Here is an 18,580-nt window from a genome sequence, read left to right on the forward strand (position 1 = left end):
CGCCTCGCCCGACCGCTGGTTCGACTGAACTGCAAACCCGCCGCTGCGTCTATTGCTGGCACGCTCTTGCAAGGATTCGCTCATGCCTGTCTGCCTGACCAACGCCCTGCGCTTCAGCTTTGTCGTCCTGCTCTGCGCCGCCACCCTGCTCGGCTGCAGCCGCATCGACCTTGCCTATCGCAACCTCGACACGCTGGTGCCGTGGTCGCTGGGCGATTATCTGGACATGAACCGCGAGCAGAAAAACTGGCTCGACCAGCGTCTCCAGGCGCACCTGGCCTGGCACTGCACCACACAGCTGCCCGGCTACCTCGACTGGCTCGACCGCATGCGTGCGATGGTCGCCGAGGATCAAGTCACCGATCAGGCCTTGCAGCAGCGCACAGCAGAGGCCCGCGAGGCGATTGCCCGGGTCACCGAAGCAATCACCCCGTCCGCCGTCGAACTGCTGCGCGGCATGGATGATCAGCAGGTCGAAGAGATGCGCCAGGCATTCGCGGATGACATCCGCGAGCGCCAGCGCACCTACGTCGACACGCCTCTGGCCAAGCAGATCAGCAAACGCGCCGAACGTATGGAGAAACGCATCAAGCCCTGGCTCGGCGAACTCAACGCCGCCCAGCGCCTGCGCGTGCAAACCTGGTCGCAAGCCTTGGGCGACCAGAACCGTCAGTGGATCGCCAACCGCGCGCACTGGCAGCAACAGTTGCTGCTGGCCATGCAGCAACGTGTGACGCCCAGCTTCGAACCGCGCGTCGCACAGCTGCTGCAGCACAAAGAAAGCCTGTGGACGCAGGACTATCGCAAAGCGTTCAACAACACCGAACTCCAGGCGCGCGGCCTGCTGGTCGACCTGATCAAGGACAGCACACCCGCCCAGCGTCAGTTTCTGCAAGAGCGCCTGAGCAAGGTGCGCACCAGCTTCAGTGAACTGAAATGCCTCAAGGGCTGACGGTCATTCGCGCGGCTGACGTCGGTAAGGGAACACATCGATGACCTTGCCGCCGGCAATGGCCGCCTGCAGCCCTTTCCAGTAATCGGCGTCGTATAACTCCCCATGCAGCTTGCTGAACAGGCGGCGCTGGCCGATATCGGCGAACAGAAACGGTGGGAATTCTTCCGGGAACACATCATGGATGCCAATCGAATACCACGGCTCACCTGACATCTCGTCTTCGGGATAGCGCGGCGGCGGGATATGGCGAAAGTTGACCTCATCGAGAAAGCAGATTTCGTCGTAATCGTAAAACACCACCCGCCCATGGCGGGTTACGCCGAAATTCTTCAGCAGCATGTCACCGGGGAAGATATTGGCCGCCGCCAGCTGCTTGATCGCCAGGCCGTAATCTTCCAGCGCCTCCAGCACCTGGGCGTCGCTGGCCTGTTCCAGATACAGATTCAGCGGCGTCATCCGCCGTTCGGTCCAGCAGTGGCGGATCAGCACCGTATCGCCCTCCAGCACCACGGTGGACGGGGCCACTTCCAGCAACTCGGCCAGGCACGCGGCCTCGAACTTTTCCCGCGGGAAGCGAAAGTCAGCGAACTCCTGGGTGTCGGCCATGCGCCCGACCCGATCGACGCTTTTTACCAGGCGGTATTTGTCGATCACCGTAGCACGGTCGACTGTTTTTGACGGTGCGAAACGGTCCTTGATGATCTTGAACACCGTGGTGAAGCCCGGCAGGGTAAACACGCTCATGACCATGCCGCGCACACCCGGCGCCATGACGAAGCGGTCGTCGCTGCTGGCCAGGTGATTGATCAGCGCCCGATAGAACTCCGACTTGCCATGCTTGTAGAAGCCAATCGAGGTATACAGCTCGGCCACATGTTTGCCGGGCAGGATACGTTTGAGAAAGCTGACGAACTCCGCCGGCGCCGGCACATCGACCATGAAATAGGAGCGGGTGAAAGAGAAAATGATCGACACCTCGGCTTCGTCGGTGATCACGGCGTCCGCCTCGAGGCCATGACCTTCGCGGTGCAGCAGTGGAATTACCAGCGGCCACTGCTCATCCCGTGTATACAAACGGCCTACCAGATACGCACCTTTGTTGCGATACAGCACGGGCGCAAACAGCTCCAGTGCCAGGCTCGGGTCCTTGCACACCCAGTCGGGCAAGCTGCTGCGCAGTTGCTGTTCGAGGCGGCTGACGTCGCTGGGCAAGTCCGCATAGTCGACACTGAACGGGTAATCGGCAAACACCCGGTGCAACAACCCGCTCAAGCTACCGTTGGCCTGATAAATGCGCGTCTGCGCAGCGCGCTGATGGTCGCGCAGGGCCGGCCGGGTGGTGTGGATGAACATGCAGCTGTCGCTGATCAGGTCATGGCTGAACAGGCTGCAGAACAGCGAGTTGTACCAGGTCTCGGCCAGCTCATCGTCCAGCCGCGGGTCAATCAGCCCAATGTAGGCGCTCTTGACCAACGGCCATTGTGCGACATCGAGCAATAGCGCCTCGGCAAATTCCTTGCGCAGCCAGCCGTTGACCTCGACGACCTTCTCCTCATACAAGCTGATCCGCGCAGCTGCCGCCCGCTGGCTGTCGTGCCAGTCAGCGCGCTCGAATCGCTCGCGCGCACCCAGGGTTATCTGCCGGAAGTGCTCGCGGTAGTTATCGAAGCCATCGAGCACCCTGCGGGCGATTTCGCTGGCGGGCCAGTGCTGGGACATACCGATGCCTCTGCAGGATTCAAGCGCTCAGCTTAGTAGCGGCGCAAGAAAGGACAAGAACCTGCCCAGCGCACTCACGTACACTCCCACCCTGCCCTGATTCTAGAGACCCCCGTGAGCCCCATCGCCCTCGCCCGCCTGCTGACCCTTGCCGCTGTCTGGGGGGCCAGTTTCCTGTTCATGCGCATCATCGCCCCGGAGCTCGGCACCGTGCCGACGGCATTTTTCCGGGTTTCGATCGCGTGCCTGGGCTTGATCGCGATCCTGGCCGTGGGGCGGGTGCCATGGCAGTTCAACGGCAAGCTCGGTGCCTGCCTGCTGCTGGGCATGATCAACTCGGGCATCCCGGCGACGTTCTACTCGGTGGCCGCGCAGGTGCTGCCTGCGGGTTACTCGGCGATCTTCAACGCCACCACGCCGCTGATGGGCGTGCTGATCGGCGCGCTGTTCTTCCACGAGCCGATGACAGTCAGCAAGCTGGCGGGAATTTTTCTTGGCCTGCTCGGCGTCGGCATCCTCAGTGGCGCCGGCCCGGTGGCACTGGACCTGGCCCTGGTGCAAGGCGCGCTGGCGTGCCTGGCCGCGACCACCTGCTACGGCTTTGCCGGCTATCTCGCACGGCGCTGGATCAGCGGCCTGGACAGCCGCCTGTCGGCCCTGGGCAGCATGCTCGGCGCAACCATGCTGTTGAGCCCACTGTTCGCCTGGAGCGCCCTCAGCCAGCCACCTGCCAGTTGGGGCGGCTGGCAGGTGTGGCTGTCGTTGCTCGGACTGGGCCTGCTGTGCACGGCTTTTGCCTACATCCTGTACTTCCGCCTGCTGGCCGAAATCGGCCCGGTCAAGGCCAGTACCGTGACCTTCCTGATCCCGGTCTTCGGCGTGCTGTGGGGCGCCTGGTTGCTGGATGAGTCGCTGTCGATGGGCCACCTGTACGGCGGGCTGCTGATCGGCGTCGCGCTGTGGCTGGTACTCAGGCCTGCACCGCGCGCGCTGACGCAGGCGCGCTCATGAGCACGGAGCACTCGCCGGTGTTCAAAAAGGTCCTGTTCCGCCTGGAGCAGGATGCGCAAGGCTACCCTCCGGCTTCGGTGGAAGGCCTGTGGGCGCAGCAGACAGAGGCTGGCTACCTGATCGACAGCATCCCGTTCTACGCCTACGGCATCGCCCCCGGCGACCTGATCAGCGTCAGCGAAGCCGATGGCCAGGCGTGGTTTGCGGCGTTGAGCAACAGTGGCGGCGCCAGCGTGTTTCGCGTGCTGGTCAAGTTATCTGGGGCGTTGGAGCCGGTGCGCGCAGCGCTGAGCGAGTTCGGTTGCCCCAGCGAAGTGGAGCAGGCGGTGAAGATGCTGGCGGTGCAGGTGCCGCCGACGCAGTCGCTCGACACCTTGCTCTATTACTTGCTGACCCAGCGCGAAGCTGGGACGCTGGAGTTCGAGGAAGGCGTGTTACGCCACGCCATCCCCGCAGAGTTTCGTTGAGTCAGAACAACCAGCGATACAGCAGGTAAGCCACCAGTACGGCCAGGATCGGCCGCAGAATGCGGTAGGCCTTGGGGTTGGAGCGCTTGAACTGTTTGACCCGGGTGCTGATCTTGTTGCTGAAACGTTTGCTCCAGGCATAGGCCTGGTTGATTCCGCCGACGCGCTCGTCATCGGTGTTCTGCGGTGCAGTAGCACGGCCGAGGAAGGCACTGACCTTACGGTTGATACGGGTCATCAGCGGGCTGGTCAGCGGCCGCTCGATGTCACAGAACAGGATCACCCGAGTGACGTCGGTCTCGTTCTTGACCCAGTGCACGAAGGTCTCGTCGAACATCACGTCTTCCCCGTCACGCCAGGCATACGGCTCGCCGTCGACGTAGATGCGGCAGTTGTCGGAGTTGGGTGTGGACAGCCCGAGGTGATAGCGCAACGAACCGGCGAACGGATCGCGGTGTGGGTTCAGGTGGCTACCACCTGGCAGCAGGGCAAACATCGCGCCCTTGACGCTGGGGATGCTGCTGACCAGCTCGACGGTCTTCGGGCACAGCGCCTCGGCCGACGGCAGTGGTTTGTCGTACCACTTCAGGTAAAAGCGCTTCCAGCCCTTCTTGAAGAACGAGCCAAAGCCTGCGTCGTTGTCTTTTTCGGCGGCGCGGATGTAGCCCTCGTCGAACAGGCGCATGGCCTCTTCACGAATCACCGGCCAGTTGTCCTTGAGCACATCCAGCTCAGGGAAGCGCTGGCGATCCAGGTAGGGCTTGGACGGCACGCCGGAGAACAGATACATCAGGCTGTTGTAGGGGGCGAACAGCGCCGAATGGTTGACGAACTGACGCAGCACGGGCAAGCGCGCCTTGCCGCGCAAATGGACGTACAGCACGCTGCCGAAGAACACCAGCAGGACACCCGCCTTGGCGACAAAGGAAAAGCTCATGCAACACTCCTTGGAGTAGGAAATCAGGCCATCACTTGCAGATAGCCGAACATCATAAACCCATCCGCCCGCAGTAAAAACAGCTTGCGCCGGATAGCAATGTTGAAGATTTTGTAATAAAGGCTTTCTGGGGGTATTGCGCGGGGTCAGCGAAACGCGCGTAAGGCGAGAGATAGCCGGGGCCGCTGCGCGGCCCTTTCGCGACACAAGGCCGCTCCTACCCAGATCGCATATCAGCTGCTTGCGCGGTCCCTGTGGAGCGGCCTTGTGTCGCGATAGGGGCGCAAAACGCCCCCAGCAATCGTGCAGAAGCCAGAATAGGCTCAGGTTCTACTGCTGATTTTCCTGCTCAGTGAACAGGTCAGAGAAGAGCATGCTCGACAGATAGCGCTCGCCCGAGTCGGGCAGGATCACCACGATGGTCTTGCCGGTCATCTCCGGCTTCTCGGCCAGGCGCACGGCAGCAGCCATCGCTGCACCACAGGAGATACCACAAAGAATGCCCTCTTCCTGCATCAGGCGCAGGGCCATGGCCTTGGCTTCGTCATCGCTGACCGTCTCGACCTGGTCGACAATCGACAGATCAAGGTTTTTTGGGATGAACCCGGCGCCAATGCCCTGGATCTTGTGCGGGCTGGGCTTGAGCTCCTGGCCGGCCAGCGCTTGGGTGATCAGGGGCGAGGCCACCGGCTCGACCGCTACTGACAGGATCGGCTTGCCCTGGGTGTGCTTGATATAGCGGGAAATACCAGTGATGGTGCCGCCCGTGCCGACGCCTGCAACCAGCACGTCAACCGCGCCGTCGGTGTCGTTCCAGATTTCCGGGCCGGTGGTTTTTTCATGGATAGCCGGGTTGGCCGGGTTGTCGAACTGGCCAGGCTGGAAATACATCTGCGGGTCCGAAGCAACGATTTCGTTGGCCTTGTCGATGGCGCCTTTCATGCCCAGCGCAGGCTCGGTCAGCACCAGCTCGGCGCCCAGCGCCTTGAGCACCTTGCGCCGCTCCAGGCTCATTGAAGCGGGCATGGTCAGCAGCAGCTTGTAGCCACGGGCGGCGGCAACGAAGGCCAGGCCGATACCGGTGTTGCCCGAAGTCGGCTCGACCAGGGTCATGCCCGGCTTGAGTTTGCCACTGCCTTCGGCGTCCCAGACCATGTTCGCGCCGATCCGGCATTTGACCGAGTAGCCGGGGTTACGCCCCTCGATCTTGGCCAGGATGGTCACCCCGCGCGGGGCGATGCGGTTGATCTGCACCAGCGGCGTGTTGCCGATGGAATGGGCGTTGTCTGCGTAGATACGGCTCATTGGCAGGGTCCTTAACCGAGCGGGGAAAGCCTCAAGGGTAAGCCTGCCCGCAAGCAGCGTAAAGCCCGGTCGAACTCCCCGGCGATGCCTGCGGTCAACCGCTCAACCTGCTTTGGAGAGCCCTCATGACAGCCCGCTATCGCCGGCCACTGGTCGCCCTGGTCAGCCTGCTTGTGATACTGCTTGCCGTGCACCTGGCCCTGCCCTACCTGATCCGCGACTATTTGAACGAAAAACTGGCCGACATGGGTGACTACCGCGGCCAGATCAGCGACGTCGACCTGGCGTGGTGGCGCGGCGCCTACCAGATCAACGGCCTGAAGATCGTCAAGACCACCGGCAAGGTGCCAGTGCCTTTCGTTGATGCGCCGAAAATCGACTTTTCGGTGAGCTGGCATTCCTTGTGGTACGACCACGCAGTGGTGGCCGAGGTGACCTTCCTGCGCCCGGAGCTTAACTTCGTCGACGGTGGCAACAAGCAGAACTCGCAGACCGGTCAAGGCACCGACTGGCGCCAACAGCTGGAAAAACTGCTGCCAATCACCCTCAATGAAGTGCGCATCGATGACGGTACGCTGACCTTCCGCAACTTCAACTCCAAGCCGCCGGTAACGCTCAAGGCCACGCAGTTGCAGGCGAGCATCCGCAACCTGACCAATGTGCGTGATGCCGAGGGCCGCCGCGACGCCAGCTTCGAAGGCACCGCGCGCCTGCTCGGCGATGCCAGGGTCGAGAGCAAGGCGACCTTTGACCCGTTCAGCGACTTCGATGATTTCGAGTTCCGCCTGCGCGCCACCGGCATTGAACTGCGCAAGATGAATGACTTTGCCAGTGCCTATGGCAAGTTCGACTTCAATGCCGGCAACGGCGACGTGGTGATCGAGGCTCAGGCCGAAAAAGGCCGACTCAAGGGCTACATCAAACCGCTGCTGCGCAATGTGGAAGTATTCAACTGGCAGCAAGACGTCGAGAACAAAGACAAAAGCTTTTTCCGTTCCATCTGGGAAGCGGTGGTCGGCGCTACCGAAACCGTGCTGAAGAACCAGCCGGAAAACCAGTTCGCCACCCGCGTCGAGCTCAGCGGCAGTGTGCATCAGCAGAACATCAACGGCTTCGAGGCGTTTCTGCAGATCCTGCGCAATGGCTTCATCCAGGCGTTCAGTGCGCGCTATGAAAGGCCCGCGCCTGACACTGAATGAAAGGCGGCGCGACGCACCATTCAGAGACTGAATACCCGGTCTGCGTTTGCAGCTGCCCAGGTGCGGCGTATAGTCCAGTACACATTTAGATAGCCTTGCCTGGGCCGGCCCAGACACTTGCAGAGGATTGGTTGATGAAGTTCGAAGGCACCCGCGACTACGTCGCCACCGATGATCTGAAACTGGCGGTCAATGCGGCAGTTACCCTCGAACGCCCGCTACTGATCAAAGGCGAGCCCGGCACCGGCAAGACCATGCTCGCCGAACAACTGGCGGCATCGTTTGGCGCGAAGCTGATCACCTGGCACATCAAATCCACCACCAAAGCCCATCAAGGCCTCTACGAGTACGATGCGGTCAGCCGCCTGCGCGACTCGCAGCTGGGTGTGGACAAGGTCCACGATGTGCGCAACTACCTTAAAAAGGGCAAGTTGTGGGAAGCCTTCGAGGCTGAAGAGCGGGTCATTCTGCTGATCGACGAGATCGACAAGGCCGACATCGAGTTTCCCAATGACCTGCTGCAAGAACTCGACAAGATGGAGTTCTACGTCTACGAAATCGACGAGACCATCAAGGCCAAGCAGCGCCCGATCATCATCATTACCTCCAACAACGAAAAAGAGCTGCCGGATGCGTTTCTGCGCCGCTGCTTCTTCCACTACATCGCCTTCCCTGATCGCGACACCCTGCAGAAGATCGTCGATGTGCACTACCCGAACATCAAGCAGTCGCTGGTCAGCGAGGCGCTGGATGTGTTCTTCGATGTGCGCAAGGTGCCAGGCCTGAAGAAAAAACCCTCGACCTCCGAGCTGGTCGATTGGCTCAAGCTGCTGATGGCCGACAACATCGGCGAAGCGGTCCTGCGCGAGCGTGACCCGACCAAGGCCATCCCGCCGCTGGCCGGCGCCTTGGTCAAGAACGAGCAGGACGTGCAGTTGCTTGAGCGCCTGGCGTTCATGAGCCGGCGCGGTAATCGCTGACAGGAGCCAGTCATGCTGCTCAACCTGTTCAACGAAATGCGCGCGGCCAAGGTGCCGGTGTCGGTGCGTGAACTGCTCGACCTGCTCAATGCCCTGCAGCAGCGGGTGGTGTTCGCCGACATGGACGAGTTCTACTTTCTGGCGCGGACCATTCTGGTCAAGGATGAACGCCACTTCGACAAGTTCGACCGGGCTTTTTCAGCGTACTTCCAAGGCCTGGAAAACCTCGACCGGCACCTTGAGGCGCTGATCCCTGAAGACTGGCTGCGCAAGGAGTTCGAGCGTTCGCTGACCGATGAGGAACGCGCGCAGATCCAGTCGCTGGGCGGTTTGGACAAGCTCATCGAAGAGTTCAAGAAACGCCTCGAAGAACAGAAAAAACGCCATGCCGGTGGCAACAAGTGGATCGGCACCGGCGGCACCAGCCCGTTCGGCTCAGGCGGCTACAACCCTGAAGGCATCCGCGTTGGCGACGCCGGCGAGCGCCGCGGCAAGGCGGTCAAGGTCTGGGAGCAGCGCGAGTACAGGAACCTCGATGATCAGGTCGAGTTGGGCACGCGCAACATCAAGCTGGCCCTGCGCCGCCTGCGCAAGTTCGCTCGCCAGGGCGCGGCCGAAGAGTTCGACATCGACGGCACCATCGACCACACCGCCCGCGATGCCGGCCTGCTCAATATCCAGATGCGCCCGGAGCGGCGCAATACGGTGAAGCTGCTATTGCTGTTCGACATAGGCGGCTCGATGGATGCCCACGTGCGCATTTGCGAGGAGTTGTTTTCAGCGTGCAAGACCGAGTTCAAGCACCTGGAGTATTACTACTTCCATAACTGCGTGTATGAGTCGGTGTGGAAGAACAACCTGCGGCGCAACGCCGAGCGCTTCGCCACCTTCGACCTGCTGCACAAGTACGGCGATGACTATAAGGTGGTGTTCGTCGGCGACGCGGCCATGGCGCCGTATGAAATTACCCAGCCCGGCGGCAGTGTCGAGCACTGGAACGAGGAAGCCGGGTATGTCTGGGTGCGGCGGATCAAGGAAAAATTCAAGAAGGTGGTGTGGATCAATCCGTATCCCAAACAGGCCTGGGAGCACACCACGTCAACTCACCTGATCCGCGAGCTGATCGAAGACAAGATGTACCCGCTGACCTTGCAAGGTTTGGAAGACGCCATGAAGTACCTGGCCAAGTAACCCCGGCCGTTCAGATCAGCTCCAGCGTTGCAGGTAAGCCTGCTGCTCCTGCCAGGCGAACTCCTGCAGCACCGCCCTGAAGCGCACCTGCCCCCCCGGCAGGCACTGGGCTAACTGGGCCAGCGCCAAGGGCGTCAATGCACCTAGCCGCGGGTAGCCGCCAATGGTCTGCCGGTCGTTCAACAACACGATTGGCTGGCCATCCGGTGGCACCTGCACGGCGCCCAGTGGGATACCCTCCGAGACCATCGGCTCGCCTTGGTACACCAGTTGCGGCCCGAGCAGGCGCATGCCCATGCGGTCGGCGCGGCTGTCAAGGGTCCAGTCCCGGTTGAACGCCTCGAACAGGCTGGTGCCGCTGAACTGCCCCAGTTGTGCGCCCATGACCAGATCCAGCGCAGGCTTGGCGGCATACACCGGCCTTGATTGTGCTGGCACCTCGCGCTCGGCCGGCAGGCCCTCGGCGCATACCAGCAACTGCCCCTTGATCAGCGCCGAACCTTGGCCATCAAGCCCGCCCAGCTGTTCGCGGACAACCGTGGCGCAACTGCCCAGCACCGCCTCGGCCTGAAAACCACCGAGCGCAGCGAGATAAGTGCGAGTCCCCGTCAGAGGCTGGGTAAAGCTCAGGCGCTGCCCCGCACGCAGATGAAAACTGCGCCAGGGCTTGAGCGGCTGGCCATCGATTCGTGCATCCAGGTCAGCGCCCGCCAAGGCCAGGCAGCAGTCGCGCTGGGCGAGCACGCTGAAACCACCCAAGGGAATTTCCACCACCGGCGCCTGCAAGGCGTTATCCAGCAGCCAGTTGGCCCAGTGCAGCGCTACCCAATCCAGTGCCCCGCCCTGGGTCACGCCGAGATGGCGCACGCCAAAGCGCCCGCCATCCTGCAGCTGACACAGCGGCGTGCTGGCCTCGATCAACAGACTCATGCCTGGCCCTCCAGCGGGCTGTCGTCGCCACCCAGGCTGATGAATTCGGCGTGGTCCACCGCGACGAAACACACACGGTCACCCGGCTGCAACAAGCTGTAGCCCTCGCGCTCGCGGTCAAACAGACGTACTGGCGTGCGCCCGATCAGGTTCCAGCCGCCCGGCGACACTGCTGGGTAGGCCGCCGTTTGGCGCTCGGCAATGCCGACGCTGCCAGCGGCCACGCGCTTGCGCGGGGTGCTCAGCCGTGGCGTGGCCAGGCGTTCATCGACCAGCCCCATAAAGCCGAACCCTGGGGCAAAGCCGAGGGCAAATACCGGGTATTCGCGTTCACCGTGCAGGCGCACCACCTCGGCCTTGGACAGCCCACTGCGCGCTGCCAGCAATGGCAATTCGGGGCCGACACTGGGGTCATACCACACGGCAATTTCGTGCCTGCGCCCCGCCGCGCCTGCATCCGGCTGCAGGTTTTGCAGCGCCTCGATAATCAGCCCTCGCGCCGCAGTCGGTGACTGCCGAAACTGCACCATCACGGTGGTATAGGACGGCACCAGGTCAACCAGATCGGCGCCCATGGCACTGCTCAGGCGCTGGCTGGCAGCGAGGATCCATGGCATGTTGGCTTCATCTATGCGGTCGAACAGGCGCACCATCAGGCTGTCGATGGCTACCGCCTCGATGCGCAGGTTCATGGCTGCACCAGCGCATCGAGGGCCTGGCGAATCTGCCGCACCGCCGCCAGCGAGCTGTCGTTGTCGCCGTGCACGCACAAGGTGCTGGCGTTCAGTCGCAGGGCGCTGCCGTCGTCTGCCAGCAACGTCTCGCCACGGGCCAGGCGCAGCGCCTGCTCGATGATCAACGCCGGCTCGTGGTGCACCGCCCCTGGCAGGCGCCGCGACAGCAGGTGGCCGCTGGCCGTGTAGCCACGGTCGGCAAACGCCTCGAACCACAGCGTCACACCCAGCTCATCACCCATCTGCTGCGCCGCATAATCATCGGCAGTTGCCATCAGCATCAGCGGCAGGCTGCTGTCGTAGGCAGCTACGGCTTCGAGCACGGCGCGCAATTTCACTGGGTCGGCCATCATGTCGTTGTACAACGCGCCGTGCGGTTTGACGTAGGCCACGCGCCCGCCCTGGACCTTGCAGATGCCGTCCAGTGCACCGATCTGGTAGTGCAGCAGATCGCGGATTTCTTCATTGCTGCAGGCTATCGAGCGGCGACCAAAGCCGACCAGATCCGGATAGGCCGGATGCGCGCCAATGGTCACACCATGCTGCAGGGCCAGGCCCACGGTCCGGCGCATGATGCTCGGGTCGCCCGCGTGATACCCACAGGCGATATTGGCGCAGTCGATGTAGGGCATGACCTCGGCATCCAGGCCCATGCGCCAGCTACCGTAACTTTCACCCATGTCGCAGTTGAGAAGCAGGGTTTGCATCTGGCGGGCTCCTGAATCGACTAGAACAGAGTACGGCGGCGCCGAGGCGGTCAGCCGGCTTAGCGCCAGCTCTCCTTGACCACCTTGCGCCGCCCGCCAAGGATGACCCAGCCCAGCAGCACCAGCACGCTTTCGACCACGAACGCCAGCACAAAGCCTGCGCTCAGACCCCAGCCGATGGCTTCGGGCACCAGCAGAATCTGGTAGCTGTAGCTGTTCAAGGTCTCTTCGCGCAATTGCGGGTCAGCCTGCGCCAGCACGTGCCAGCTCTGGCTCAGCCACGAGCCCTGCATGGCCTGCCACTCGTTTTCCAGCAACTGGTTGCGGACCAGCAGGCTCTCGATGCTGTTGGCATCGCTGATGAATACCGGATCCTCGCTGGTGCGGTAATGCTGCAGCAGCGCTTGCAGGTCGCCTTTGAAGAAACGCTGGGCGGTTTCCTGGAAGCCGGACAAGGCCTCGCGCGACTCGAGCACACGGGCCTCGACGCGCTGGCCGTAATCCTTGACCAGACCGGGGACCTGAATGCCCGCCAGCAGGCCGCAGGTGAACAACAGCAACCGCAGATAACTTCTGAACATGCCGCGTCCTTAGCTTTGCCCGTGGGCGATACATTCGCCATGCCGCCACAAGGCCCATTGTCCGGGCTCGTAGCGGTTCCAGGTTTCGTTCTCGGTCAAGGCCTCGGTGGCGATCACCGTGACCACATCATTGGGCGTGGTTTCGGCCTGGAAGTCGACGATCATGTCGACGTCCTTGAGCCGGGCCGGGCCAAACGGCGCGCGGCGGGTAATGTGCACCAGCTTGGTCGAGCAGAAGCAGAACAGCCAGTCGCCGTTGCTCAGCAGGCAGTTGAACACGCCCTTGCTGCGGTGCTCGGCGCAGGCCTCGACCAGCACCGGCAGCAGTTGCTCGACCTCGACCGGCTCGGGGAAGGCATCGCGCACGCGGTTGAGCAGGTCGCAGAAGGCCGCTTCGCTGTCGGTATCACCGACCGGCCGGTAGAAGGTGCGCTGACCGCTGAACTGCGGCAGCTGGCCGTTGTGAGCGAAGCACCAATTATGCCCCCACAACTCACGCACGAACGGGTGGGTGTTGCTCAGGCAGACCTTGCCGACGTTGGCCTGGCGGATGTGGCCAATCACCACTTCGCTCTTGATCGGGTAGCGCTGCACCAGCTTGGCGACTTCCGACTCGCTGCTCGCTGCCGGGTCCTGAAACACGCGCAGGCCGCGCCCTTCGTAAAAGCCGATGCCCCAGCCATCGCGGTGCGGCCCGGTGCGGCCGCCGCGCTGCATCAGCCCGGAAAAACTGAAAACGATATCAGTGGGGACGTTGGCGCTCATGCCGAGCAGTTCGCACATGCCTTGCAGCTCCCCTCAGAGACGTGGCTCGACCCGGCCACGGCCAGGCGCGGCCGGTGCCGGCGGATCATTGCGATAACGGTCGTGGCGATCGGCGGCAACCGGCGCCTCGACCAGCACTTCGCTGTCTTCTGCGGCTTGCCGCTTGGCAGCTGCATCAGTTTGCTCGCGGCGCTCACGGGCGCGTTTTTCCAGCGGCCAGCGCAACAGCACGAACAACAGATACAAAGCAAAGGCGATCATGCCGTACATGGCCAGATCGGACGCCGCGCGCCAGGCGTTGTTGCCAACCTTGAAGGCGATATCCAGCGCGCTGATGGCAATGGCCGGGGCGAAGCTTTCCTTGACCGGGTCGACAATCGTCGGCGTCAGCAGCAGCACCGCAACCAGCACCCGCAGCGGTTCGCGCAGCCAGCGCCACATCCAGCCAGTCAGCTTGAAGGTCACCAGCAGGCAGCCGATGGCGGCCACCGCATACAGGCCCCAGGCAAGGGTATAGTCGTTCTCGGTCATGGTGTTCGTGCAAGCCAGGCGAAGAGATGCCTATGATAAACACTTTTAGGCACAGGTGCCTGTCTGCCCGTGATCACCGGTGCCACTGTCGCCCGGCCCTATTCGCTTTCGCCAGAGACCATACATGCCCGCTATTACTGCCCCGATCGCCCAGCAAGCCCCCGGTAACGACCCTTACGCCTGGCTGCAGCAGCGCGACAGCGCCGAAGTGCTCGCCTACCTGCAGGCCGAAAACGCTTATCAGGAGGCCTGCCTGGCCGATCAGGAGCCGTTGCGCGAGCAGCTGTTCGAGGAAATCAAAGGGCGCATTCTGGAAACCGACCTGTCGCTGCCCTCGCCGTGGGGGCCATGGCTGTACTACACCCGCACCACTGCTGGCGATGAGTACCAGCGCCACTACCGCTGCCCACGCCCGGCAGATGGTTCCAACACCGTCGACGCCAGCGCCGAACAGCTGTTGCTCGACCCGAACGAGCTGGCGGCCGGCGGCTTCCTGTCGCTCGGCGCGTTCAATGTAAGCCCCGACCACCAGCTGCTGGCCTACAGCCTCGACACCAATGGCGAAGAAACCTACACGCTGTATGTCAAGGACCTGGCCACTGGCGCCATCACCACCCTGCCCTTCGAGGACTGCGACGGCAGCATGATCTGGGCCAACGACAGCCGCACGCTGTTCTTCGCCGAACTCGACGACACCCATCGCCCCTGCCGCCTGCGCCGGTTCAGCCTGGGCGAGGCTGATGCGCATACGGTGTTCGAAGAAGACGACGGGCGCTTCTTTCTGCACTGCTACCGAGCCAGCTCCGAGCGCCAGCTGATCCTGCTGCTCAACAGCAAGACCACCAGCGAAGCCTGGGTGCTGGATGCCGAGACGCCGTTGGCCGAGTTCACCTGCCTGGCTGCACGCGAAGAAGGTCATGAATACTTCCCCGATCACGGCCAGCTCGATGGCGACTGGCGCTGGTTTATCCGCAGCAACCAGGACGGCATCAACTTCGCCCTGTATCAGGCGCCCTCTGCGGCAGTGCCCAGCCGTGCACAGTGGCAGGTGCTGGTAGCCCACCGCGACAACATAATGCTCGAAGGCCTCAGCCTGAATGCCAGTGCCTTGGCGCTGAGCCTGCGTGAAGGCGGCCTGCCCATCATTGAAGTACGCCCGCAAGGCCTGGCGCCCTATCGTGTCGAGCTGCCGGATGCGGCCTACAGCCTGTACGTGCAAGACAGCCTGGAATTTGCCAGCACGCGCATCCGCCTGCGCTACGAGGCGCTCAATCGCCCGGCGCAGGTGCGCCAGCTGGAGCTGGCCAGCGGTGCGCAGGCAGTGCTCAAGCAGACCCCGGTGCTCGGTGCCTTTGACGCCGACGCCTACGTCAGCGAACGCCTGTGGGCCACCGCCAACGACGGCACCCAAGTGCCGATCAGCCTGGTACGCCGCCGCGACGACGTCGGCAAGACGGTGCCGCTCTACCTCTATGGCTATGGCGCTTATGGCGAAAGCCTCGACCCGTGGTTCTCCCATGCGCGGCTAAGCCTGCTCGAGCGCGGCGTGGCCTTTGCCATTGCCCATGTGCGCGGCGGTGGCGAGCTGGGTGAGGCCTGGTACCGCGCCGGCAAGCAAGAGCACAAACAGAACACCTTCGACGACTTCATCGCCTGCGCCGAGCACCTGATCGCAACCGGTGTCAGCCGCCCGGAACAACTGGCGATCAGCGGCGGCAGCGCCGGTGGATTGCTGATCGGCGCGGTGCTCAACCTGCGCCCGCAGCTGTTCCGCTGCGCGATTGCCGAGGTGCCGTTCGTCGATGTGCTCAACACCATGCTCGACCCTGAACTGCCGCTGACCGTGACCGAGTACGACGAGTGGGGCAACCCTGAAGAACCCGAGGCGCATGCAAGGATCAAGGCTTACGCGCCCTATGAAAACGTCAAGGCTCAGGCCTACCCGACTATGCTGGTAGTGGCCGGCTACAACGACAGCCGTGTGCAGTATTGGGAAGCAGCCAAGTGGGTAGCACGCCTGCGCACGCTCAAGACCGATAACAACCTGCTGCTGCTCAAGACCGAGATGGGTGCAGGCCATGGTGGCATGAGCGGCCGCTATCAGGGGCTGCGCGATGTGGCGCTGGAATATGCGTTCGTTCTCAATGAGCTGGGCGTGGTGTAAACCGGCTTTTCTGTTGTCCTATGCACAACCGTGAACAATCTTGCGTGGCCGCGTGATCAACGCTGCCACGCCAAGCGCAGAAGACCAGACCATGTCCGACCATTCTCACCTCAATGCCGAAATCCGCGACATGCTCATGGACTGCGGCCTGTTCGACACCTTGCAGGCCAGCGAATTTGCTACCGCTGCCGGATATTTCAGCCTGAGCAACATGAGCGCCGGCGAGACTATCTTTGCCGAGGGCGACGCCGGCACGTTCATGTGCATTCTGCACCGCGGCCAGGTTTCGGTGCGCAAGACCGACAGCAGTGGCCAGGCCGTCGAAATCGCCGTATTGCGCCGTGGCGCCTTTGGCGAAATGGCGGTGCTCGACGGCGAGCGGCGCTCGGCCAGTTGCGTGGCCGCCAGCGAATGCCAGCTGCTGACGCTGGGCAAGGATTCGCTGGAGAAGATGCTCAACGAAGCGCCGCGCATCGCTGCGCGGATCATTCGCGCACTCGCCGTGGCGCTGTCCAAACGCCTGCGCATGCAGGACGGCCAGCGCCTGGCGCAGGTCTAGTCGTCTTTGCCCTGCGGCCTGGGCGCGCCCTGCTGCAAGCCGGGCAGCGGCTCGTCCCGGCGCGGGCTAGGCAACGGCATCGGTGGCAACAGCGGCCCACCGGGTTGATTGTCGTAGGCTTTGGGTGGCGCGCTCGGGGTGATCTGCGGATAGGGCGTGGGCGTGGCGGTACCCGGAGCACCGGGCACCGGCGTAGTAATGCGTGGCTGTTGCCCGGCAGCGTCGGCCAGCGGCGCGGCCAGCAGGATCAGTGCACTGAGGATCGCGTGGAGCATCGGCAACCTCCTGTCGAAAATTCATCTACAGGCTACGCCCATCTGCGGGTTTTTGCCTGTCCGCCTGGCCTGTAACCACGCTAGACTCAACGCCATAACCGTCATCAGCCTGATTACAAGAAAGGTCACACCATGAGTTCCACCCTCTCCGCCACCGCCCGCCTGGACCGCATCATCGCCGACGCCAAACGCGACAAGGAAATGGGCTACCGCGACAAGGCCCTGAAGATGTACCCGCACGTCTGCGGCCGCTGCGCCCGTGAGTTCGCCGGCAAGCGCCTGAGCGAACTGACCGTGCACCACCGCGACCACAACCACGACAACAACCCCCAGGACGGCTCCAACTGGGAGCTGCTGTGCCTGTACTGCCATGACAACGAGCACTCGCGCTACACCGATCAGCAGTACTTCAGCGAAGGCTCGACGGCCACCCCGAGCATCGCCAAGGCTACCCACAACCCGTTCGCCGGGCTGGCCGGCCTGCTCAAGAAAGACTGACCCCACAGCGGCCGGGCAACCCCGTATAATCGCGTTTTTTTGCGAAGGGCCCCGGCACGTGGCGAACAAACGGTACAGTTGCATCGGCCTGTTCAACCCCAAGTCTGCAGAGAACGTCGGTTCGGTGATGCGCGCTGCGGGTTGTTACGGCGTCAGTTCGGTGTTCTATACCGGCAAGCGGTATGAGCGCGCGCGTGATTTCGTCACCGACACCAAGCGGGTACATTACGACATTCCGCTGATCGGCATCGACGACCTGCAACGCATCATCCCGCTGGGCTGCACGCCGGTGGCGGTGGAGCTGGTCGAAGGCGCCCGCCCCCTGCCTGAATACACCCACCCTGATCGCGCAATCTATATCTTCGGCCCGGAAGACGGCAGCCTCGACGAGAACGTGCGCGCCTGGTGCGAAGAAACCATCTATATCCCCACCGAAGGCTGCATGAACCTTGCGGCAACCGTCAACGTGGTGCTTTACGACCGCCTGGCCAAGGGCCTGAACACCCGCTCGGGGCCTAAATTCAAGTAACAGGCAGGCCGCTGGGCATATGAAATGAACGGCGCTACAACCGCCAGGGTCAGTTATTTACCAACCTACCTGGAGGCTTTGCTCATGCTTGATCTAGATTCCAATGCCCATACCGAGGAAAAGAACGTGCATGGCTGGGAACGCGCCAGTTCCTTGGCCGGTGGCGCCCTGATGATCAGCAAAGGTATGCGCCATGGCGGCGTGATCGGCCTGCTGCAGGTTGCCGTTGGCGGCCTGGCGCTGGCACGCGGGGTCAAGGGCCGTTGTGCGACCAAGGCCTGGTGGCTGCGTCATCGCCAGGAATACCAGCGTCTGAAGGGTGACATTGACCGTGGCGCCGCCGAGCTGGAAGTGCTTCGCGCCAGTGCCGACGCTGCTACCCGCGGCGTAACCGTAACCGGTGACGACGGCGTCCATACCCCGAAGCTGTAACACGCCCTGTGTAGGAGCGGCCTTGTGTCGCGAAAGGGTCGCGCAGCGGCCCCAGGATGTATGGCACACCGCAAGATCGCTGGGGTCGCTATGCGACCCTTTCGCGACACA

Annotated in this window: 21 protein-coding genes; 11 read left to right on the forward strand and 10 right to left on the reverse strand. The window is 62.8% G+C overall.

Going from position 1 to position 18,580, the window contains the following annotated elements; translation table 11 throughout:
• Nucleotides 1–82 precede the first annotated feature (82 nt).
• The gene (locus FW789_RS07650; protein WP_103436492.1) at nucleotides 83–952 is read left to right on the forward strand and encodes a DUF6279 family lipoprotein; all 870 of its coding nucleotides are present in this window, start codon (nucleotides 83–85) and stop codon (nucleotides 950–952) included.
• A gap of 3 nt (nucleotides 953–955) precedes the next feature.
• Here FW789_RS07650 and aceK read toward each other — a convergent pair whose 3' ends face one another.
• Entirely contained in the window at nucleotides 956–2,674 is a 1,719-nt protein-coding gene (gene aceK, locus FW789_RS07655; protein ID WP_103436491.1) for a bifunctional isocitrate dehydrogenase kinase/phosphatase, read from the reverse strand.
• A gap of 114 nt (nucleotides 2,675–2,788) precedes the next feature.
• On the opposite strand from aceK, the gene FW789_RS07660 reads away from it, so the two are divergent.
• Nucleotides 2,789–3,685, forward strand: a complete 897-nt coding sequence (locus FW789_RS07660; RefSeq protein WP_446431259.1) for a DMT family transporter — start codon at nucleotides 2,789–2,791, stop codon at nucleotides 3,683–3,685.
• Complete coding sequence (locus FW789_RS07665) at nucleotides 3,682–4,152, forward strand: DUF4265 domain-containing protein (RefSeq protein WP_103436489.1); 471 nt, start codon at nucleotides 3,682–3,684, stop codon at nucleotides 4,150–4,152. The genes FW789_RS07660 and FW789_RS07665 overlap by 4 nt, the downstream gene beginning before the upstream one ends.
• 1 nt (nucleotide 4,153) lies before the next feature.
• Here the strand turns inward: FW789_RS07665 and FW789_RS07670 are convergent, their stop codons facing one another.
• Nucleotides 4,154–5,089 carry an aspartyl/asparaginyl beta-hydroxylase domain-containing protein gene (locus FW789_RS07670; RefSeq protein WP_103436488.1) on the reverse strand — a complete coding sequence of 312 codons (936 nt, stop codon included), beginning with the start codon at nucleotides 5,087–5,089 and terminating at the stop codon, nucleotides 4,154–4,156.
• A gap of 330 nt (nucleotides 5,090–5,419) precedes the next feature.
• Complete coding sequence (gene cysK / locus FW789_RS07675; protein WP_103436487.1) at nucleotides 5,420–6,394, reverse strand: cysteine synthase A; 975 nt, start codon at nucleotides 6,392–6,394, stop codon at nucleotides 5,420–5,422.
• Nucleotides 6,395–6,519: 125 nt separating this feature from the next.
• On the opposite strand from cysK, the gene FW789_RS07680 reads away from it, so the two are divergent.
• The 3 genes from FW789_RS07680 to FW789_RS07690 all read left to right on the forward strand — a co-directional run bounded on the left by FW789_RS07680 (nucleotide 6,520) and on the right by FW789_RS07690 (nucleotide 9,764).
• Nucleotides 6,520–7,593 (forward strand): DUF748 domain-containing protein, encoded by a 1,074-nt coding sequence (locus FW789_RS07680; protein WP_103436486.1) that lies wholly within the window; start codon nucleotides 6,520–6,522, stop codon nucleotides 7,591–7,593.
• A gap of 134 nt (nucleotides 7,594–7,727) precedes the next feature.
• Nucleotides 7,728–8,573: an AAA family ATPase gene (locus FW789_RS07685; RefSeq protein WP_101317515.1), complete on the forward strand. Its 846-nt coding sequence runs from the start codon at nucleotides 7,728–7,730 to the stop codon at nucleotides 8,571–8,573.
• Nucleotides 8,574–8,585: 12 nt separating this feature from the next.
• Nucleotides 8,586–9,764 carry a vWA domain-containing protein gene (locus FW789_RS07690; RefSeq protein ID WP_411563617.1) on the forward strand — a complete coding sequence of 393 codons (1,179 nt, stop codon included), beginning with the start codon at nucleotides 8,586–8,588 and terminating at the stop codon, nucleotides 9,762–9,764.
• Nucleotides 9,765–9,779: 15 nt separating this feature from the next.
• Here the strand turns inward: FW789_RS07690 and FW789_RS07695 are convergent, their stop codons facing one another.
• From FW789_RS07695 to FW789_RS07720, 6 genes are read right to left on the reverse strand one after another with little or no spacing between them, the layout of a single operon-like run.
• Nucleotides 9,780–10,694, reverse strand: coding sequence for a 5-oxoprolinase subunit C family protein (locus FW789_RS07695; RefSeq protein WP_446431260.1), 915 nt, complete (start codon nucleotides 10,692–10,694; stop codon nucleotides 9,780–9,782).
• Complete coding sequence (gene pxpB, locus FW789_RS07700; RefSeq protein WP_103436484.1) at nucleotides 10,691–11,386, reverse strand: 5-oxoprolinase subunit PxpB; 696 nt, start codon at nucleotides 11,384–11,386, stop codon at nucleotides 10,691–10,693. Before pxpB ends, FW789_RS07695 begins: the two co-directional genes overlap by 4 nt.
• Nucleotides 11,383–12,135: a 5-oxoprolinase subunit PxpA gene (locus FW789_RS07705; RefSeq protein ID WP_446431261.1), complete on the reverse strand. Its 753-nt coding sequence runs from the start codon at nucleotides 12,133–12,135 to the stop codon at nucleotides 11,383–11,385. The genes pxpB and FW789_RS07705 overlap by 4 nt, the downstream gene beginning before the upstream one ends.
• A 59-nt stretch (nucleotides 12,136–12,194) precedes the next feature.
• Nucleotides 12,195–12,716 carry a DUF2937 family protein gene (locus FW789_RS07710; protein WP_101317506.1) on the reverse strand — a complete coding sequence of 174 codons (522 nt, stop codon included), beginning with the start codon at nucleotides 12,714–12,716 and terminating at the stop codon, nucleotides 12,195–12,197.
• 9 nt (nucleotides 12,717–12,725) lie between these two features.
• Nucleotides 12,726–13,499: a class II glutamine amidotransferase gene (locus tag FW789_RS07715; RefSeq protein WP_101317504.1), complete on the reverse strand. Its 774-nt coding sequence runs from the start codon at nucleotides 13,497–13,499 to the stop codon at nucleotides 12,726–12,728.
• 15 nt (nucleotides 13,500–13,514) lie between these two features.
• Complete coding sequence (locus FW789_RS07720; protein WP_427117769.1) at nucleotides 13,515–14,012, reverse strand: MFS transporter; 498 nt, start codon at nucleotides 14,010–14,012, stop codon at nucleotides 13,515–13,517.
• A gap of 124 nt (nucleotides 14,013–14,136) precedes the next feature.
• Between FW789_RS07720 and FW789_RS07725 the strand changes: the two genes are divergently transcribed.
• Together FW789_RS07725 and FW789_RS07730 are read left to right on the forward strand one after the other, a co-directional pair.
• Entirely contained in the window at nucleotides 14,137–16,176 is a 2,040-nt protein-coding gene (locus FW789_RS07725) for a S9 family peptidase (RefSeq protein ID WP_446431262.1), read from the forward strand.
• Nucleotides 16,177–16,267: 91 nt separating this feature from the next.
• Nucleotides 16,268–16,735, forward strand: a complete 468-nt coding sequence (locus FW789_RS07730) for a cyclic nucleotide-binding domain-containing protein (protein WP_446431263.1) — start codon at nucleotides 16,268–16,270, stop codon at nucleotides 16,733–16,735.
• On the opposite strand, the gene FW789_RS07735 is transcribed toward FW789_RS07730, so the two are convergent.
• Nucleotides 16,732–17,010 (reverse strand): hypothetical protein, encoded by a 279-nt coding sequence (locus tag FW789_RS07735; protein ID WP_446431264.1) that lies wholly within the window; start codon nucleotides 17,008–17,010, stop codon nucleotides 16,732–16,734. The genes FW789_RS07730 and FW789_RS07735 overlap by 4 nt on opposite strands.
• Before the next feature lie 132 nt (nucleotides 17,011–17,142).
• On the opposite strand from FW789_RS07735, the gene FW789_RS07740 reads away from it, so the two are divergent.
• The 3 genes from FW789_RS07740 (at nucleotide 17,143) to FW789_RS07750 (ending at nucleotide 18,469) form a co-directional block, all read left to right on the forward strand.
• Nucleotides 17,143–17,508 (forward strand): YajD family HNH nuclease, encoded by a 366-nt coding sequence (locus FW789_RS07740; RefSeq protein ID WP_101317496.1) that lies wholly within the window; start codon nucleotides 17,143–17,145, stop codon nucleotides 17,506–17,508.
• A 58-nt stretch (nucleotides 17,509–17,566) separates the two neighbouring features.
• Nucleotides 17,567–18,037, forward strand: coding sequence for an RNA methyltransferase (locus tag FW789_RS07745; protein ID WP_103436478.1), 471 nt, complete (start codon nucleotides 17,567–17,569; stop codon nucleotides 18,035–18,037).
• 84 nt (nucleotides 18,038–18,121) lie between these two features.
• Nucleotides 18,122–18,469, forward strand: coding sequence for a DUF2892 domain-containing protein (locus tag FW789_RS07750; RefSeq protein WP_103436477.1), 348 nt, complete (start codon nucleotides 18,122–18,124; stop codon nucleotides 18,467–18,469).
• Nucleotides 18,470–18,580 lie beyond the last annotated feature (111 nt).

The sequence above is a fragment of the Pseudomonas sp. 1121_17 genome, from assembly GCF_052850745.1.

Bases quoted from the DNA above. Each gene is read 5' to 3' on its own strand.
- FW789_RS07650 (WP_103436492.1), top strand. From the start codon at position 83: ATGCCTGTCTGCCTGACCAACGCCCTGCGCTTCAGCTTTGTCGTCCTG.
- aceK (WP_103436491.1), bottom strand. From the start codon at position 2,674: ATGTCCCAGCACTGGCCCGCCAGCGAAATCGCCCGCAGGGTGCTCGAT.
- FW789_RS07665 (WP_103436489.1), top strand. From the start codon at position 3,682: ATGAGCACGGAGCACTCGCCGGTGTTCAAAAAGGTCCTGTTCCGCCTG.
- FW789_RS07670 (WP_103436488.1), bottom strand. From the start codon at position 5,089: ATGAGCTTTTCCTTTGTCGCCAAGGCGGGTGTCCTGCTGGTGTTCTTC.
- cysK (WP_103436487.1), bottom strand. From the start codon at position 6,394: ATGAGCCGTATCTACGCAGACAACGCCCATTCCATCGGCAACACGCCG.
- FW789_RS07680 (WP_103436486.1), top strand. From the start codon at position 6,520: ATGACAGCCCGCTATCGCCGGCCACTGGTCGCCCTGGTCAGCCTGCTT.
- FW789_RS07685 (WP_101317515.1), top strand. From the start codon at position 7,728: ATGAAGTTCGAAGGCACCCGCGACTACGTCGCCACCGATGATCTGAAA.
- FW789_RS07690 (WP_411563617.1), top strand. From the start codon at position 8,586: ATGCTGCTCAACCTGTTCAACGAAATGCGCGCGGCCAAGGTGCCGGTG.
- FW789_RS07695 (WP_446431260.1), bottom strand. From the start codon at position 10,694: ATGAGTCTGTTGATCGAGGCCAGCACGCCGCTGTGTCAGCTGCAGGAT.
- pxpB (WP_103436484.1), bottom strand. From the start codon at position 11,386: ATGAACCTGCGCATCGAGGCGGTAGCCATCGACAGCCTGATGGTGCGC.
- FW789_RS07705 (WP_446431261.1), bottom strand. From the start codon at position 12,135: ATGCAAACCCTGCTTCTCAACTGCGACATGGGTGAAAGTTACGGTAGC.
- FW789_RS07710 (WP_101317506.1), bottom strand. From the start codon at position 12,716: ATGTTCAGAAGTTATCTGCGGTTGCTGTTGTTCACCTGCGGCCTGCTG.
- FW789_RS07715 (WP_101317504.1), bottom strand. From the start codon at position 13,499: ATGTGCGAACTGCTCGGCATGAGCGCCAACGTCCCCACTGATATCGTT.
- FW789_RS07720 (WP_427117769.1), bottom strand. From the start codon at position 14,012: ATGACCGAGAACGACTATACCCTTGCCTGGGGCCTGTATGCGGTGGCC.
- FW789_RS07725 (WP_446431262.1), top strand. From the start codon at position 14,137: ATGCCCGCTATTACTGCCCCGATCGCCCAGCAAGCCCCCGGTAACGAC.
- FW789_RS07730 (WP_446431263.1), top strand. From the start codon at position 16,268: ATGTCCGACCATTCTCACCTCAATGCCGAAATCCGCGACATGCTCATG.
- FW789_RS07735 (WP_446431264.1), bottom strand. From the start codon at position 17,010: ATGCTCCACGCGATCCTCAGTGCACTGATCCTGCTGGCCGCGCCGCTG.
- FW789_RS07740 (WP_101317496.1), top strand. From the start codon at position 17,143: ATGAGTTCCACCCTCTCCGCCACCGCCCGCCTGGACCGCATCATCGCC.
- FW789_RS07750 (WP_103436477.1), top strand. From the start codon at position 18,122: ATGCTTGATCTAGATTCCAATGCCCATACCGAGGAAAAGAACGTGCAT.